Source organism: Desulfatibacillum alkenivorans DSM 16219 (assembly GCF_900142135.1).
Classification (GTDB): Bacteria; Desulfobacterota; Desulfobacteria; order Desulfobacterales; family Desulfatibacillaceae; genus Desulfatibacillum; species Desulfatibacillum alkenivorans.
The window spans coordinates 1-15,932 of sequence record NZ_FQZU01000053.1 but is presented as its reverse complement, the minus strand read 5'-3'; the positions used below and the strand labels follow the sequence as shown (position 1 = coordinate 15,932).

At 56.8% G+C, this 15,932-nt stretch carries 12 protein-coding genes; 8 read left to right on the top strand and 4 right to left on the bottom strand.

Going from position 1 to position 15,932, the window contains the following annotated elements; genetic code table 11:
* The first annotated feature begins 18 nt into the window (after window positions 1–18).
* The 7 genes from BUE18_RS24655 (at window position 19) to BUE18_RS24625 (ending at window position 8,395) form a co-directional block, all read left to right on the top strand.
* On the top strand, window positions 19–1,365 hold the full coding sequence (locus BUE18_RS24655) for a 4Fe-4S dicluster domain-containing protein (RefSeq protein WP_073478811.1): 1,347 nt from the start codon (window positions 19–21) through the stop codon (window positions 1,363–1,365).
* Window positions 1,358–1,909 (top strand): BMC domain-containing protein, encoded by a 552-nt coding sequence (locus BUE18_RS24650; RefSeq protein WP_073478810.1) that lies wholly within the window; start codon window positions 1,358–1,360, stop codon window positions 1,907–1,909. Before BUE18_RS24655 ends, BUE18_RS24650 begins: the two co-directional genes overlap by 8 nt.
* Window positions 1,910–1,921: 12 nt before the next feature.
* Window positions 1,922–4,117, top strand: coding sequence for a butyrate kinase (locus tag BUE18_RS24645; RefSeq protein WP_073478809.1), 2,196 nt, complete (start codon window positions 1,922–1,924; stop codon window positions 4,115–4,117).
* A gap of 283 nt (window positions 4,118–4,400) precedes the next feature.
* Window positions 4,401–5,609 carry an acetate/propionate family kinase gene (locus BUE18_RS24640; RefSeq protein ID WP_073478808.1) on the top strand — a complete coding sequence of 403 codons (1,209 nt, stop codon included), beginning with the start codon at window positions 4,401–4,403 and terminating at the stop codon, window positions 5,607–5,609.
* A 20-nt stretch (window positions 5,610–5,629) separates the two neighbouring features.
* Complete coding sequence (locus BUE18_RS24635; protein WP_073478829.1) at window positions 5,630–6,763, top strand: iron-containing alcohol dehydrogenase; 1,134 nt, start codon at window positions 5,630–5,632, stop codon at window positions 6,761–6,763.
* Window positions 6,764–6,943: 180 nt separating this feature from the next.
* Window positions 6,944–7,339 carry a phage holin family protein gene (locus BUE18_RS24630; RefSeq protein ID WP_015949688.1) on the top strand — a complete coding sequence of 132 codons (396 nt, stop codon included), beginning with the start codon at window positions 6,944–6,946 and terminating at the stop codon, window positions 7,337–7,339.
* 375 nt (window positions 7,340–7,714) lie between these two features.
* Window positions 7,715–8,395, top strand: a complete 681-nt coding sequence (locus BUE18_RS24625) for a TetR/AcrR family transcriptional regulator (RefSeq protein ID WP_073478807.1) — start codon at window positions 7,715–7,717, stop codon at window positions 8,393–8,395.
* A 982-nt stretch (window positions 8,396–9,377) separates the two neighbouring features.
* Here BUE18_RS24625 and BUE18_RS24620 read toward each other — a convergent pair.
* The 4 genes from BUE18_RS24620 to BUE18_RS24605 form a co-directional block, all read right to left on the bottom strand.
* Window positions 9,378–10,424, bottom strand: a complete 1,047-nt coding sequence (locus BUE18_RS24620) for a ParM/StbA family protein (RefSeq protein ID WP_073478806.1) — start codon at window positions 10,422–10,424, stop codon at window positions 9,378–9,380.
* Window positions 10,425–10,581: 157 nt separating this feature from the next.
* Window positions 10,582–11,667, bottom strand: a complete 1,086-nt coding sequence (locus tag BUE18_RS24615) for a 4Fe-4S dicluster-binding protein (protein ID WP_073478805.1) — start codon at window positions 11,665–11,667, stop codon at window positions 10,582–10,584.
* Window positions 11,668–11,809: 142 nt separating this feature from the next.
* Window positions 11,810–12,259: a C-GCAxxG-C-C family protein gene (locus BUE18_RS24610; RefSeq protein ID WP_073478804.1), complete on the bottom strand. Its 450-nt coding sequence runs from the start codon at window positions 12,257–12,259 to the stop codon at window positions 11,810–11,812.
* Window positions 12,260–12,355: 96 nt separating this feature from the next.
* A complete protein-coding gene (locus tag BUE18_RS24605) occupies window positions 12,356–13,657 on the bottom strand; it encodes a citrate synthase (RefSeq protein WP_073478803.1) in 1,302 nt (433 codons plus the stop codon).
* Between the two features lie 382 nt (window positions 13,658–14,039).
* Here BUE18_RS24605 and BUE18_RS24600 point away from each other — a divergent pair, with 382 nt between their 5' ends.
* Window positions 14,040–15,575, top strand: a complete 1,536-nt coding sequence (locus BUE18_RS24600) for a metallophosphoesterase family protein (RefSeq protein ID WP_139264910.1) — start codon at window positions 14,040–14,042, stop codon at window positions 15,573–15,575.
* Window positions 15,576–15,932: the final 357 nt, after the last annotated feature.

Genomic DNA, 15,932 nt, shown 5'->3' with positions numbered 1-15,932 from the left:
ACTTGAAAGGATAGAATCATGACGCATCCGCTTGTAGAAAAAACCAGGGCAGCAGGCGTTGTCGGCGCCGGCGGGGCCGGGTTTCCAACCCACGTAAAGATAGACGCCCAGGCCGACACCGTGCTGATCAACGGCGCATCCTGCGAGCCCCTGCTCTGTTCGGACATCCATCTGATGGAGACCCGTTCGGACGACATCATCAAAGGCCTGGGGCTGGTCATGGATGCGGTGGGCGCCGAAAAGGCCATGATCGGCGTCAAGGCCAAGCACCGGAACGCGGTTGCGATTTTGGAGCGGAAGGTCGCCGACGCAGGCCTGACCGGCGGCCGCAACATGTCCGTCTTCAAGATGCAGGACTTCTACCCCGGCGGCGACGAGCACGTGCTGGTGAACGAAGCCACCGGCCGCATCGTGCCCCAGGGAGGAATTCCCCTGGAGGTCGGAGTGGTGGTTTCCAACTCCGAGTCCGTATTCAACATGTCCCAGGCCTGGGAAGACAAGCCCGTCACCCACCGGACCCTGAACGTGGCCGGAGAGGTCATGAAGCCCATTGTGGTGCGGGTTCCCGTGGGAACTCCCGTATCCCATGTGCTGAAGCTGGCCGGCGGCGTGCGCAGGCCGGACTGCAAGGTGATAGACGGCGGCCCCATGATGGGCCGGGTGCTGGACGATCCGGAAAAAGCCTTTGTGACCAAAACCACCTCGGGCCTCATCGTGCTGCCCGCGGAACACAATGTGATTCAAGGCAAGACAACGGACATCAACCAGCTTATGCGCGTGACCCGTCTGGCCTGCTGCCAGTGCTCCCTGTGCACGGACCTTTGCCCCCGGTTTCAATTGGGTCACAACCTGCATCCTCACTTGATCATGCGCTCCCTGGCTTTGCCCGTGGATCATCCCATCAAGCAGCAGGCGCTTCTTTGCTCCGAATGCGGCATTTGCGAAAAATGGGCCTGCCCCATGCAGATTTCCCCCCGGGAGGTCAACCGCGCCATCAAGCAGCAACTTAAAATCCGGCCCAAGGACGTTGGCGGCGAAGATCTTGGCCGTCATCCTTATACGGATTATCGCCGCGTGCCGGTCAAGCGCCTGCTGGGCAAGCTGGATCTGCTGGCCTACGACGTGCACCCTGAGCCGGTGTTTGACCCGGCCCAGCCCGAGGTGGTGGGCCTGTATTTGCGCCAGCATATCGGCGCGCCCTCCACGCCCGTGGTTTCCGTGGGGGACATGGTGTCCTGCGGCCAGGTGGTTGCGGAAATTCCTGAAAAAGCGCTGGGCGCCCGCGTTCATGCTTCGATCTCCGGCAAAGTCATGGCCGCGGATTCCGAAAAGATTCTTGTGAAAAAGGAGAATGGCAATGTTTAAATCAATGGGGATCGTGGAGCTGAACAGCGTGGCCCGCGGGATAATGACCGCCGACGATATGGTCAAAGAGGCCAACGTGGAGCTGGTCCTGGCCCGTCCCGTCTGCCCGGGGCGCTACCTGATCATGGTTGCCGGAGACACGGCGGCGGTCAAACGGTCCGTGGAAAAAGGCCTGCGCATCGCGGACGAGTTCATCGCCGATCATTTTGTCCTCACCCACATTCACCCGGACGTTTTCCCGGCAATCAGTTCATCCGTCCTCGTGCCGGAAATCCGGGCTATCGGCGTGATCGAAACCTACTCCTCGGCCTCGGCCGTCATGGCGGCGGACAAGGCGGTCAAGGCCGCCAACGTGGATTTGATTGACATTCGCCTGGCCACGGGCCTGGCCGGCAAGGCTGTGGTGACGCTCACCGGCCGCATTGGATCGGTGCAGGCCGCCGTGGAAGCCGGAAGCCAGTGTCTTGCGGAATCCGGGCTCTTGCTGGGCAATGCGGTGCTTTCCTCCCCCAGCGAGGAAATCAAAAAACAGATTTTAATGTAGCAGGCGGCAGTCATGATTGATCTTGACAAATTAGTGGACGAACAGCTTAACGGGATGCTTTCCGCGCCCGGCGCAGTCAAACCGGTCATTGTATTTCCCGAAGCCAACGACCCGAGGATCATCTCGGCGGCTTCCGGCCTGATTAACCAGGCGCGGGTGGTGCTGATCGGCGAGTCTGCGGAAATCCGGTCCCTGTGCGATTACAAAAGCGCGGAGCTTTATTGCCCCCGGGACCGCTTTTTCTCCCAGGTTCAAATCGTGAATCCGGCCCGGAGCGACCTGAAGGAAGAGCTTGCCATGGCCCTGCAGGAAGCCTCCAGGGGCCGCAAGTGGGAATTCACGTCCATGGAAGCCAGGGAGAAAATACTCAACCCCGTGTTCTTTGGCGCCATGCTGGTTCGCCTGGGATACGCCGACGCCTGCTTGGGCGGCGTGGCCAACTCCACCAAGGACTTTTTGGCGCCATGCCTGCGTTTGATTAAGTCTTCGGGCACGGCCTTTGAAATGGGCCTGTTCTGCCTGCCCGACGAAGATAATCCCTTGTGGGAAAATAATGTAGTTATGTTCGCCGACGTGGCCCTAAATTTGAAACCGTCGCCTGAACAATTATCCGACATTGCCGTGGGCGCCTGCAAAACACTCCGGGACATCTTTCCGCCAACAGTTCTCTCCGGAGTGAACGGCGCCATGATCTCCTACTCCACCAAGGGAAGCGGCCAGGGACCGTCCGTGGAAGCCATACGCCAGGCGGAACCCCTGGCCGCCCAAAAACTGGCGGCCCTCAAGGAATCGGACCCGGTTTACAAGGACATCAACATTACGGGCGAACTGCAAATTTCCGTGGCCGTGTCCCGGGAAGCCGCCCAGGTGAAGCTGAAAAACCGCCTGGACGAGTTTGAAAGCGCGGGTAAAGCCAATGTGCTCATCGTCCCCAGCCTGGACGAAGGCAACATGCTGTATCACCTGTTCAACACCCAGTATCCCGAAGCCCAAAGCTCCCTGATTATGGGCGGCATGGACGGTCAGGTTCTGGACTATTCCAGGGGATCCAGCGTGCTTCAGGTGGTTCGCGGGGCCAAGCTGCTGCTTCTGACCCGGATCAAGGCTGCAAAGCCTTTGGTGCGGACTTCGCCCTTGTTCCCAAGCCCCAGAATAGTGGCTATCAACCCCGGCTCCGTATCCACCCAAATTGCGGTGTTTGACGGCGACGCCCCGGTTTTGAACGTGGTGATCGAGCATGACAAATCCGGCGCAAACGCCAGCGCTTCCATAGTCGAAGAGACCAAAGCCAGGCTTACTGCGGTGCGGCGCACCCTGGAAAAGCACGACATCGATCCGTGCGGCGCGGCCATGATCATGTCCCGGGGCGGCATGCTGCCGGGTCCCCAGGCGGGGACCTATCGGATTTCGGAGGCCATGCTCACAGCGATAGAAAACGGCGCCGTGGAGGACCATCCCTCCAACCTGGGCGCTTTCATGGCCTGGGAGCTTTCCGAACAGGGAAAAACCCCGGCGTTTATCGTGGATTGCCCCACCATCGACGAATTGACTCCAGAAAACCGGCTGACCGGCATCAAAGGTATTGAAAAAACGCCTATATGGCACGCCCTATCCCAGCGTCAGGCCGCCCGGATGTACGCGGACCTGGCCAACAAACGAGTGCAGGATCTCAACCTGATCGTGGCTCACCTGGGGTCGGGAGTATCCATCGGCAGCCATGCCAGGGGCAAGTGCATCAACGTGGAAAACGCCATTTTCGACGGCCCCATGGGACCGTCCAGGGCGGGCGACGTCCCGGCGGAAGCCGTGATCGAGCTGTGCTACGCCGGCCTGGAAAAAGCCATGGTGAAAAAGATTTTCAGCGCCGTGGGCGGGCTGTACAGCCACCTGGGAGCGCACGATCTGCGGCTGATACAGGATCGGGCGGACGACCCGGACGTGGCGGCCGTCTTAAGCGCCATGGCGTCCGGCATCGCCTCCCGGATTCTGGCGCGTTTGTCGGATTTCTATCCCGAGCCTGTGGATCAGATCATATTGACCGGCAGGATGTGCCTTTCTCCCGTGCTTTTGGAAAAGGTTCTGGAAAAACTGACCCTGGCCGGCGTGGAAGTGACGGTTTTCCCCGGCTCCGTGGAAGCGGAGGCCCTGCGGGACGCCGCCATGCGTGTGTACAAGGACATCGACGTTCCCATGCGCTGGGAGCAGTAGTTGCGCGGTTTCCGCGATATTTAGGCAAGAAAGGCTACAGAAGTCACCCCCACCCCAGCCCTCCCCCGTCAAGGGGGAGGGAGTTTTTCAGCGGTCCATTCAGCATCCTGGTTTTTACGGATTGGAATCGGCCCTATAATCGCAATGGTTGCGAGGTCTCCTCGCTGTAGTTGCCGGGTTTCCCGGCCTGTCGTTGCGCGGTTTATGCGACTGAGGCAATGGGCTCAAACGTCAAACGTAGATTTGACCCCATTTCACACTAAAGGGATGAGAAAGAAGTAAAATGAAAATATTAGTCATAAATTCAGGGAGTTCATCCCTTAAATACAAGCTGTTTGACATGACCGACTCCCGGGTGATCTGCGCCGGGCTGGCCGAACGCATTGGCGGGGACGGCGCTTGCCTGACCCATACCGTGTATCCCGGGACCGGCGCGCAAGAAAAAATGCGGTTTGAAGAGCCTTTTGACACGCACACCAAAGCCATCGACAAAGTGGCCGCTCTTTTGATGGAAGGAAACGTCCCCCTTATCAGCTCTGCGGAAGACCTGGCGGCCATCGGCCATCGGGTGGCTCAGGGCGGCGAGACCTTTAAGGAAAACTGCGTGGTGGATCAAAGCGTGATCAACGGCATCCGGGATAACATCGTTCTGGCGCCTTTGCACAACCCGGCAAACCTGGCCGGCATAGAGGCCGCCATGGAGCGTTTTCCGTCCGTGCCTTCGGTGGCGGTGTTCGACACCCAGTTTTCCAAGGATCTGCCGGACTACGCCTACCGGTACGCCGTGCCCCAAAGTTTTTATGCGGATTACAAGGTCAGGCGGTACGGCTTCCACGGCACGTCCCACCGTTTCGTTACCCGGCAGTTGGCCGGTCTTATCGGCAAGCCCTTGGAAGCAATGAACAACATCGTGTGCCATCTGGGCAACGGAAGCTCCATGACCGCCGTCAAGGGCGGCGTCTGCCGGGAAACCTCCATGGGCATGACCCCCACGGCCGGGCTCATCATGGGCACCCGGTGCGGCGACATCGACCCCGCCCTGCCCTGCTATCTTTCCGACTGCACAGGCAGGTCGGTGAAGGAGATCCAGTCCGTCCTGGATCGGGAAAGCGGGCTTTCGGGAATTTGCGGCATGAACGACATGCGCGACATCCACAAGGCCATTAAAGAAGGAAACGACGACGCCAGGCTGGCGCTCGAAATGCTCTGCTACAGCATCAAAAAGTACATCGGCTCGTATTATGCCGTGCTTGGCAGGCTGGACGCCATCGCCTTCACCGCCGGCATTGGGGAGAACGACTTTGCAGTCCGCGAAAAAAGCCTGGAAGGCCTGGAGCCCATGGGCATTGTGCTGGACCGCGAGGCCAACGCAGCCCTGAAGGGCAAAACCGGCCGGATCAGCGTCCCGGACAGCCCGGTCCAGGCATGGGTTGTGCCCACGAACGAAGAGCTGGAAATCGCCAACGCATGCAAGGCGCTGGCGGTGAAATAAATAGAAAAAAGGTTCTATTTTTGAGAACTCATAACGAACAGACCAGAATCGTCTACGACACCACCATCGTGGATTTTCTCCGGGAACTGAGCCCCAAAAGGGTATGCCTGACCAGCGATCCTTTTATGATCAAGCTGGGAGCCCTGGCCCCCGTGGAGGATTATCTTAAGGAGCAGGGCGTCCCGTATAAGATTTTCTCCGACGTCAAGCCCAACCCGGACGACTCGTTGGTGCAGGAGGGTCTGGTCCATATTTTCAACGCCAAGCCGGACCTGATCGTGGCCATCGGCGGAGGTTCGGCCATCGACCTGGCCAAGGCCATCATGTACTTTTGCCTGGAGATCAAAAAAGAATTCATTTCAGGCGAAAACCTGAAAAAGCCCTATTTCGCGGCTGTCCCGACCACCAGCGGCACAGGGTCGGAGGTCACCAATTACACGGTGATCACAGACGCGGAAACCGGCGCCAAAAGGGTAATCCAGTCCAACTTGATGCAGCCGGACGCGGCTGTTCTGGACGTCTCTCTCACCCTGACGGCTCCGGCCCATGTAACGGCTGACAGCGGATTCGACGCCCTGACCCATGCCATGGAAGCCTATACGTCCTTACTCGCGACCCCCTTCAGCGACGCCTACGCCCTCAAGGCATTTGAGCTGATATTTGCAAACCTGGTCCAGGCATTTGAATCCGCTGACAGCCGCTGCGCCAAAGAAAACATGCAGATCGCCGCGTCCCTTGCGGGACTGGCGTTCAATCACTCAGGCCTGGGGATCAATCACAGCATCGCCCACAGCCTGGGCGCCATTTTTCATATTCCCCATGGCAGGGCCAACGCTCTGGTTCTGCCATCGGTTATGGCCTTCAACCTGAAAAACCAAGGCGTAACCCGCCGTTACGCGCACCTCGCCGGAATGCTGGGCCTTGGGTTTGACGATCCCCAACGTTCGGCCGCCGCGCTCATTGCGGCCGTCGAGGCCTTTAAATTGCGCCTGGGTCTCCCTTCCTGCCTCCAGGATCTGGGCGTTGCACGCGAACAGGTTGAACAAGCCATGCCTCGAATCGTGGAAAACGCCTTTAACGACTACTGCACCCCTTCTCATCCTTTTTCCGTTACCCGGGATGATGTCGCAGCAATCGTTAAGGAGCTTTTCTAAGCGATTCGCAAAAAGCCCCCTGTCCCCTGGGGGCGCCATGCCCAGCCCGGCCGGGGCGACGCCGCCATACATCGCCCCGGCCGGACCAACTTTTCCGGGTTTGACCTTTTGGGTTAAGGCATTATCTTTAGGAGATATGAAGGCAATGCAACCCAAGCGCTTTGGAAGGAGATAAAACCCATGCAGGGATTGGCGATTCGCTGGCTTGTTCTTACAATTTCCATCATCATGGTGTCCTACTTGTTGGACGGCATTCACGTAAGCGGATTTTTTTCCGCCTTTTTTGCGGCCGCGGTTCTTTCGGCCCTGAACGCATTTTTCCGCCCTATTCTGCTTATACTCACCCTGCCCATTAACGTGCTCAGCCTGGGACTGTTCACCCTGGTCATCAACGCGGCCATGCTCAAAATGGCCCAGGGCGTGATTCCCGGGTTTGAAGTGGTGGGATTCTGGACCTCGGTGTTCGGCGCCTTGCTCATCAGCATTGCAAGCTGGGCCATGAATTCCCTCATCAGCGGCCAGGGGAACGTGCGGGTGATCCGCATGGATAACCGAAGAGGAAAATTCTGGGATTAAGAACTGCGCCGATCCATCCGGAAAGTGCGGTCTGAATAGGCGCAGAAGAGCAACGCTGGGTCCCGGCTTGCGGGGCGATCCGGCCAAGCGGATCGTCCTTGCGGGGATGGCGGTCTTATTGGGCGCAAATGCTCCACAAGAAATTTTAAAACATCCCGTAAACAATCCATTGGTCAAAAGCGGCGCTGACAAAGGTTTTCCAATAAACTAAGTGTGCTTGGCGCCCTGGCAGGATACTGCTCTGCCAGGGCCACCCATGAAAAAAAACTCCCTCGGCAGTTTACTATGGCCGCCGTCTGCTCGGATTAAAAGCAACCCGGTGTAATTGTCCGCCCTTGGATTGACAAAAATCGTGCCCGGGGATAGAAAGTCGCCATGAAGATTTCCATCCCCGGTAAAAATAAAAAATGCGGCAAAGGCCGCTGGTGCGGCGAGGGCGCCAAAGGCGCCGCCACCCGCAAAATGATCATCGCGGCGGGCCGCCGCGTGTTCCGCTCCCACCCCTATCAGGCGGCCAGCTTTCGAATGATCGCCCAGGAGGGGGGATTCAGCTTCACCCTCATCAATCATTATTTCACCAAAGCCGAATTGTTTGAAGCCGTGGCCGAAGAGGTCATGGAAGAACTTCTTGCCGCGTCCAAAACCTGGATGGAGGGCCTGGACGCCCTGTCTGCGAAAAAGGGCCTGTCATTGTTTCTGGACCGGGCCCTGGACTACCTGTTCGACAACCCCGATCCCGTGCTGTTGCTCATGCAAAACGTGGCCGAAGGGGACAAGGACGGCGAAATCCCGGGATTCGACCGGTTTTCCGCCTATGTGTCGGAAGCCAAGGACATGATTATCCGGGTGGCGCCCGGCGAGTACGATTCGGACCGGGCCGTGTGGTGGGTGTACAGCATGATCAACCTGATGATCGTGTATATCGGCGCGTCGTCCTATCACGCCAGGGTTTTAGGCGTGGCGCCCCGCAGCCCGGAATACAAAAACTGGATCAAGCAAAGCCTCATGTATTTGTTTCTGCCCCGCCTGGAAAGAAGCCTTAAATCAAAAAAATAGAAAAAGCGCATTTTTTTGCAGCAAGAAGGCGCCCTGAACCGTATTGATTTCAGACAGTTTAATATGCATTCCCACGCTGGAGCATGGGAACGAGTCTTTAACTTAGGCCGCTCTCCCACCGGCCTTGCCTGATTTCTATCACCTTTCCAGGTCGCGCCTTCTGCGCTTTGCGCCCAGGCAAAAAACGACCTTGCCTGGGCCGCCCTGTCATTGCATCCAAAAAGGACGATTGCAAAACGACGCTGGATTCCCGCTAAAAGCATGCGGGAATGACGGTTGTGTGACGCATCGGAATAAACGGGCGCTGCAAGCAGCGCCATAGAGCAAGGGGACCTCGAGATTACAGAAGGGCGGTTTCAAGTAAGGCCTTTCGGCCGCAAATCATTCCCTGTTTTTATAACCGTGGTTGGCCGCCCTTATTGGCCTGACGGCCCCCGCCATTGCATGCCGCGGCTGGCCGGACAGTTGGGCCGCATAGGTTGGATCTGGTTTACAGGCGCCCAAAAACAGCAGGGCAAGCCCTGAAGCTACATGGCGCGGGGACCGCGCAACTACATAAGGGCAGTTTCGAGCAAGGTCATTCGCCCGCCGGACATGCCAGGTTTCAATCGTCTTTTCAGGCCGCACTTTTTGTTGCTAAAGCAACCCAGGCAGCATACCGCCGCTGGTTGGGGCGCTCAAAAACAGCAGGGCAAGCCCTGAAGCTACATGGCGCGGGGACCGCGCAACTACATAAGGGCAGTTTCGAGCAAGGTCATTCGCCCGCCGGACATGCCAGGTTTCGATCGTCTTTTCAGGCCGCACTTTTTGTTGCTAAAGCAACCCAGGCAGTACACTGCCGCTGCCTGGGGCGCTCAAAAACAGCAGGGCAAGCCCTGAAGCTACATGGCTTGGGCCGCCCCCAAAAACTCAAATAAAAACGCCTGGGCTGATTGCCGCGGGCGTTTGGGATTTTCTTAGGTTTTTTTTCGAAGAGCGGGGTCTATTCCGCGCTTTCCTCCCTGGCCGGAGGCGGTTCGTCCTTTTCCCACAGATGGCGGGCGAACTTGAGGTAGCCCTGGACGTTGTTCAGACGGGCGTCCGTATCGTTGGGGATTCCCACCACGTTGCCGGCGATCAAAGGCTGAAGGTGCTTGGCCAGCTCCATGCCGCCGCCGCCCGTCAGGACCACGGTGTCCATGTCCCAGTCGTCGGACCAGATCTGGTTGATTTCGTCGGCGATCTCGCCGGCCGCCTGGGCGTAGACGTGATCGCGGATCTCGGCCAGTTCCAACTCCTGGCCGCGAATGCGAATGCTTCCCTTGGACACGGGATCGTACAGGCGGTAAAGCTCCAGGCTGACGTCCACCTGCTTGCGGAGTTTATTGGCGATGGTGCGGAAGATGTCGGAGATGCCCGTGTCGATGGTCCGGCTTCCCCGGGTGATGAACTGGAGCTTGTCAAAAATGATGAAGTCCGTGGTTTTGAATCCCACGTCCACCACGCCCACCTTTTTGCTGGCAAGGTCCCTGTCCGTAATCCGGCCGCGTTCGTCCATGAGGAGGTTGAGCACGCTGCCCATGGGCTGGGGAATCATGCGCACCCGGTTGATGTTGATGCGCCGGGTCACCACGGACCCGTCCGCCTTGTGATAATTGACGGTATGATGGCCCAGGATGGCCTTGACGAAGGCCTCCTTGTATTCGGTGAAATATCCCACGGGCAGGCCGGAAACCACGTTCATGGGCGCGTATTTTTCGGAGAAAATGCCGGCCGCGGTCAGGGCCAGGACCTTGGCGAACTCCTGAACCAGCAGGTCCTGATCCAGGGTGGATTGACGCACGCCGGACTGGCGTTCGGCGAAATCGCCCACAAAAAAGGTTTGTTCGTCCACGGTCACGTGCAGGTTTTCCGTAAAGGAGGAATTGGCAAGATTGGCCCGAAAGGGGATTTCGGCGGCCTCCCCCAGCAGGGATTTAAACATGAGGAATTCCTTGCCGTTGGTTGCTTTTGTAAACCCAAAACCTATATCAATGCCGAGAACGTCCATCTTTCCCTCCCTGGAGAATTAGTTAACCGGTTGCACCTTGTTAAAGCCCGAACGAAATGTCAGTGTAGCGCCGGGAGAATATCCGGTGCAGGAAGGGGCCTGCACCGGGCATAAGCAATATTTTCCTGGTCTTACTATGGACCGGCTAAAAAATCCACTATTTATAGGCGGAAAAATCCACTCCGCGGGCCTTTGCCCTGGCCTCGAACCAGGCGTCTTCGTTGGCCGGGGGAATTTCGCATTCCTCTTCGGGCTTGCGAATCAGGGAAATGGCTTCGGACGGACAGGTGGACACGCACAGGCCGCAGCCGATGCAGGCTTCGGGCTTGACCTGATAGGCGTCGTCGCCTTCTTCAATGGCCCGGACCTGGCAGCGTTCGTCCGCGCAGACTCCGCAGGCCACGCATTCTTCCGGGTCGATCACCGCGACAAAGTGGGAGTTGACCACCTTGCTGGCCGGAATGCCCATGTCGTTGATGCTTCTCAGGACGCCGCAGCAACAACCGCAGCAGTTGCAGATGAAAAAATGCCCGTCCTGCATGTTCCACGAAAGATGCACCAGGCCGCTTTCCTCGGTCTTGACCAAAAGCTCCTTGGCTTCCTCCCTGGTGATGGGGCGCCCCCAATGGTATCCGTCAAACACGCCGGGAACCGGAGCAATGGCCATGCAGACCTCCGTGAGCTTTTTGCAGGGGTTGTCCAGCATATCCATTTCCTTTTTGCAAATGCATTCGGAAACGGCGAAGGAACGGCCTTTTTCTATGATGCTGGAAATCTGCTGATAATGCAGGGAAATGTGATCGGCGTGGATGTCCTTTTCCACGGGCGCCACATGCATGAGCGGAGGTCCGGTTTCGAAAAACTGCTTGCCGAAGTGGGGCTCGTAGGCGTGGCAGAGCTCCACGAACTCCCGGTCCATGCGGTCGATCTGGAACTCGAAAATGCCGAACACCCAGGGCAGCATCTTGAATACGCGCACCTCGCCAAAATCGATGCCCATGACCTGGCCGCGCCTCCACATGGCGGTCAGCTTTTCGTCCAGGCCTTCCACCGGGCGGCCGGTGCGTTCGGCGATTTGTTCGGGGCTTTCGAATTTCAGGCGCAGGTCGCAAAAAAGATCGGCTTCGTCCGGCTCGAAAATTTTTTTCAGGATTTTGAGTTCCAAGCCGTCTTCCGTGGCGGGAAAGCCGTTGGGAAGGGTGTCCAATACTTTGGCCAGTTTTTTGTAAACGTCGTCGCTCATCCGGGTTCTCCCCTGTTTTTTTAATGTAGAGAAAAGAGATAAATCAGGAAGGTTTGTCAAACGGCCCCTTCAGGGGCCGATTTCCCCCTGGAGGGAGCATAAGTGACGACATACTATCGGTCAAGAAAAAAGCAAGCGCTTGCTATTTTCCCTCGGCCAGCATGGCTTCCGCAATTTCTGCAGCCAAGGCCACATAGCGCGGGCATTTTTCCTGAAAAATTCTTTCCTCCCGGGCTTTTTCCAGCATGCCGGGCCGGCTCAAGTCCACGCCTAAAAGATCCCGGCATATCATGGAGCCGCAGGATTCCGTGAATCGGGCGATGAACTGATCCGCCTTGTCATAGGCTCTTTCCCTGGCGGCCTTGTCATTTGGAGCCTTATTGCCGAATTGCATGCCCAAGGCCATGAGCGCTCCGGCGACGGCGCCGCAAACGTTGCCTCTCCGGCTGACGCCTCCGCCGAAAGCCGAGGCGATGCCCGCCGCGGTTTCCTTGTCCAGGCCCAGGGTTTGGGACTGCATGATGAGCACGCCCTGGGCGCAGTTGAAGCCGTTGTCGAAAAACTCCATAGCCTGTTTTTCCCGATCGGTCATGATGACTCCTTTCCCTTAGACAGCAAAGGGGAACGGCGCAGGCCGTCCCCCTGAATGAAATCCGTCATGGACGGTTTGCCCGTCCATAGGCATCCATTAGAGCATGGTTTTGGTGCGCGCCTCCATGGGCGTGTAGTCCCTGATATTGTTGCCGGTGTATATCTGGCGGGGCCTGGACAGCTTCCAGCGAGGGCTGTCAAAGCATTCCTTCCACTGGGAAATCCAGCCGGGCAGCCTGCCGATGGCGAACATGACCGTGAACATCTCCGTGGGAATGCCCATAGCCCGCATGACGATGCCGGAGTAAAAGTCCACGTTGGGGTACAGGTTGTGGTCGATGAAGTAGGGATCCTTCAGAGCCACTTCCTCCAGGTCCCTGGCGATTTCCAGCAAAGGATCGTTCTTGTCCAGCTTGGCCTGGACCGTGTCGGCCATCTTCTTGATGATTTTCGCCCTGGGATCGTAAGTCTTGTATACGCTGTGGCCGAAGCCCATAAGGCGAAAGTTGTCGTTCTTGTCCCTGGCCCGCTCCACAAAGGGCTTTACGTCGCCTCCCGCTGCGTGGATTTCCTCCATCATGCGAATAACGGCTTGATTGGCGCCGCCGTGGAGGCGCCCCCACAGGGCGGAAATGCCCGCGGAAATGGAGGCGTACAGGTTGACTCGCGCGCTGCCCACCAGGCGAACGGCCGAGGTGCTGCAGTTCTGCTCATGGTCTCCGTGAAGAATCCAGAGCACGTTCAAGGCGCGGACGAAATCCGGATCCGGTTCATAGGGTTTGACGGGGGAGTCAAACATCATGTTCAGGAAATTTGCGCAATAGCACAGATCCGGCTTGGGATAGACCACCTTGTGTCCCCGGGAAATCTTGTAGGACATGGCCGCCATGGTCCTGACCTTGGAAATCAGCCGGGTGACGATAATATCCAGTTCCTCAACCTCGGACAAGCCTTCCAACTGGGGATAGAAAAAACGCAGGGCGTTCACCATGGCGGAAAGAATTCCCATGGGATGGGCGCCGCGCGGAAAATTCTCAAAAAACGTCCGCATGTCTTCATGAACCATGGAGTGGTCGTTAAGCAGCACGGAAAAACGGGTCAGCTCCCTTTGGTCGGGCAGCCGGCCGTTGATCAACAGATATGCGGTTTCCACAAAGGTGGATTTTTCTGCAAGTTGCTCTACGGGAATCCCGCGGTAGCGGAGCACGCCCTTCTCGCCGTCCATAAAGGTGATGGCGCTTTTGCAGCTTCCGGTGTTATTGAAGCCGGGGTCGTAAGTGATCAGGCCGGTGCGCTTGCGCAGCGTTTGAATATCGATGGCCCTTTCGCCTTCCGTCCCCACGATGACCGGCAACTCGAAAGTTTCGTCTCCTATGGTAATTTTTGCCATTTCTTCCATGATTATCTCCTTTCCTGAAACAACACCCCGGACGATGGAACCTATGTGAGGCCCATGCCGAGGCGTAAGCATTCTCTTCCCGAATTATTGGTACATTCGTACAAGCGAATCTTATACATAAAGTGCGGAGAATAGTCAAATAGACAAAACCGATGAAGATCCGCCCTCATACATAGACGCCATCAAACTCACAAATCGAGAATTTTAATTGTAAAAATAAGGGGCAATCCCGCTCCCGCCCATTGACTTGAAGATAGCAGCCGTATAATATGCCTTTTACTTCCGATATAATGTGTCTTTTTAGAGATAGTAATTTTTGCAGAGCGAGGAGAGTCCGTTGATCGGCTCCGCCGTACGCTCTTTTTATGAAAGGAGAAAAGCCATGCGCCTGGCCATCATTTCGGACACTCATTTTGGAGATCCTGCGTGCGGTCTGGTGAGCAGGGGGGTTTTAAACCATGACCGTTTCACCGATTTTAAGGAGGCGGCGCTGCAGGGAGAAGAGCCGCTGGACTTTCTGGTTTTAGTGGGGGACGTTTTTGACTTCGCCATTGCCTCGTATGAAGAGGCCTATGACAACGCCAAGGTGTTTTTCCGGGCGGTGAACGGAGAAATAAAGGGGAAAGAAAAGCAGTCGCCCATGGCCCGGCAAGTGATATACGTTCCCGGCAACCACGACGGCGATTTCGCCCATCTGGTGGATTACGAAGTGAACGTGATCAAAAAAATCCGCAAGTGCCAATCCCCCTTGCCCCTGGACCGCTCCATGCCGGGAGTCCTGGACGATCGGGAGGATACCCCCAAAAAAATGCAGGCGCTTCGGGCCGAGGAGCCAAAGGATGAGGCTTCCACACCGGCTTTTTCAGACGGACGGGCCATTAAGCCCCATTCCTTTTTCTGGCCCAAAAGGAAGCCCCTATGGTTTAAGGATGAAAAAGCACGCATGGACAAGGCGGCGCAATCAAAGGACCTGAAGGACATGCGGGACGGCATATTTCTGGACAGGCTGTTTTGCAAAGAGGGCTCAGAACAAGCAGCAGATCCGGAGGCCCCCAAGGTCTGGGTGTGCTACCCCAATCTTTATTTGATTACTCCCAAAAACGAAAATAAGGGGAGGGATGAGGAATGCGTGCTCATCACCCACGGCCATTATTTTGAAACCTTCTGGGCCTTGGGCGGCCAGGTGGGCCTGGACCTGACCTCTGACGACATACGGAACTTCAAGGGGGTGGTGAATGGCAAGGAAATGTGGGAAAGGCCCAAAGTATACTGGGACGGCGATTACGGAATCTATTTGGGCCAGGCGGACAGCGCGGGCATGAATTTCCCCCTTAACCAGCTTTCATGCACGGGCGTCGGGCAGGCGGCGCCCCTGACCAAGGTGGTCCGGGACGTGCAAAAAGACGTAAAAAAGAACTATCCCGACCGGCTGGACAAATACATCAAAAGGCTGCCGGGCTCCCTGACCCAACGGTTTGACCTGGGATTGATCGCAAGCGCAGTCCTCAAAACGGCGGCGACCGCCGTCCGCCCCCTGGTGAGAAACGCCGTCAAGAATTATAAGGACGCCCGGGGAAACGCGGAATTTCTAAAGGATGAACAAAATCAAATCCGGGTGGGAAGCTATTATCTGTCGTGCCTCCAGGAAATTGAGGCCGTCAATAATCAATTTTACGACGATGATGAAAAACGCAAAATCCTGCCGCCTAAAAGAATGATCTGGGGCCACACCCACGAACCCACGGGCTGGAACGGCGGCAATGGCCTGCCCTTTCCCAAGCCCATCCAGGGGAACCATCTAAAGACCCACAATTGCGGCGGCTGGCTGGAAAAGATGGTGGACGGGAAAAAAGAGACCCCGGCCGAGGTTTTTCACTATTCCACGGATAAGGGGTTTTGCTCCACACGGGTGAAATAGAGGAATTCAGGGACATGACTTGATCTCGCGCATAACTTGAAACTGGAACAGCGGTTAAGGAGATAAGGATGGTGCACCCTGAATTCCGGGAACACGTTGGACTATTGATCCTGTATATTTCGGGGGACGCGATACTGATTTCCCTGTCATTCCAGGAAGACTTTTTCGGTCATGGGGAAATTGGTTCATGCCCCCCAAATATCCGTTTTCTTAGGAGCTCAAGACTCATTTTCAAAGCTCTGCCCTACCTACGCCTTTTCATGTAAAAATAGCAGGTTGGGTTAAGAAGTCCGGCTTCCAAGCATCTCGCAGGCTTCGCTGATTTTGGACTTCGAACCCAACAAAAAGGCGCTTGAC

What these genes read in the sequence shown, in the direction of transcription:
- BUE18_RS24655 (WP_073478811.1), top strand. Translation starts at nt 19, where the DNA reads ATGACGCATCCGCTTGTAGAAAAAACCAGGGCAGCAGGCGTTGTCGGC.
- BUE18_RS24650 (WP_073478810.1), top strand. Translation starts at nt 1,358, where the DNA reads ATGTTTAAATCAATGGGGATCGTGGAGCTGAACAGCGTGGCCCGCGGG.
- BUE18_RS24645 (WP_073478809.1), top strand. Translation starts at nt 1,922, where the DNA reads ATGATTGATCTTGACAAATTAGTGGACGAACAGCTTAACGGGATGCTT.
- BUE18_RS24640 (WP_073478808.1), top strand. Translation starts at nt 4,401, where the DNA reads ATGAAAATATTAGTCATAAATTCAGGGAGTTCATCCCTTAAATACAAG.
- BUE18_RS24630 (WP_015949688.1), top strand. Translation starts at nt 6,944, where the DNA reads ATGCAGGGATTGGCGATTCGCTGGCTTGTTCTTACAATTTCCATCATC.
- BUE18_RS24625 (WP_073478807.1), top strand. Translation starts at nt 7,715, where the DNA reads ATGAAGATTTCCATCCCCGGTAAAAATAAAAAATGCGGCAAAGGCCGC.
- BUE18_RS24620 (WP_073478806.1), bottom strand. Translation starts at nt 10,424, where the DNA reads ATGGACGTTCTCGGCATTGATATAGGTTTTGGGTTTACAAAAGCAACC.
- BUE18_RS24615 (WP_073478805.1), bottom strand. Translation starts at nt 11,667, where the DNA reads ATGAGCGACGACGTTTACAAAAAACTGGCCAAAGTATTGGACACCCTT.
- BUE18_RS24610 (WP_073478804.1), bottom strand. Translation starts at nt 12,259, where the DNA reads ATGACCGATCGGGAAAAACAGGCTATGGAGTTTTTCGACAACGGCTTC.
- BUE18_RS24605 (WP_073478803.1), bottom strand. Translation starts at nt 13,657, where the DNA reads ATGGAAGAAATGGCAAAAATTACCATAGGAGACGAAACTTTCGAGTTG.
- BUE18_RS24600 (WP_139264910.1), top strand. Translation starts at nt 14,040, where the DNA reads ATGCGCCTGGCCATCATTTCGGACACTCATTTTGGAGATCCTGCGTGC.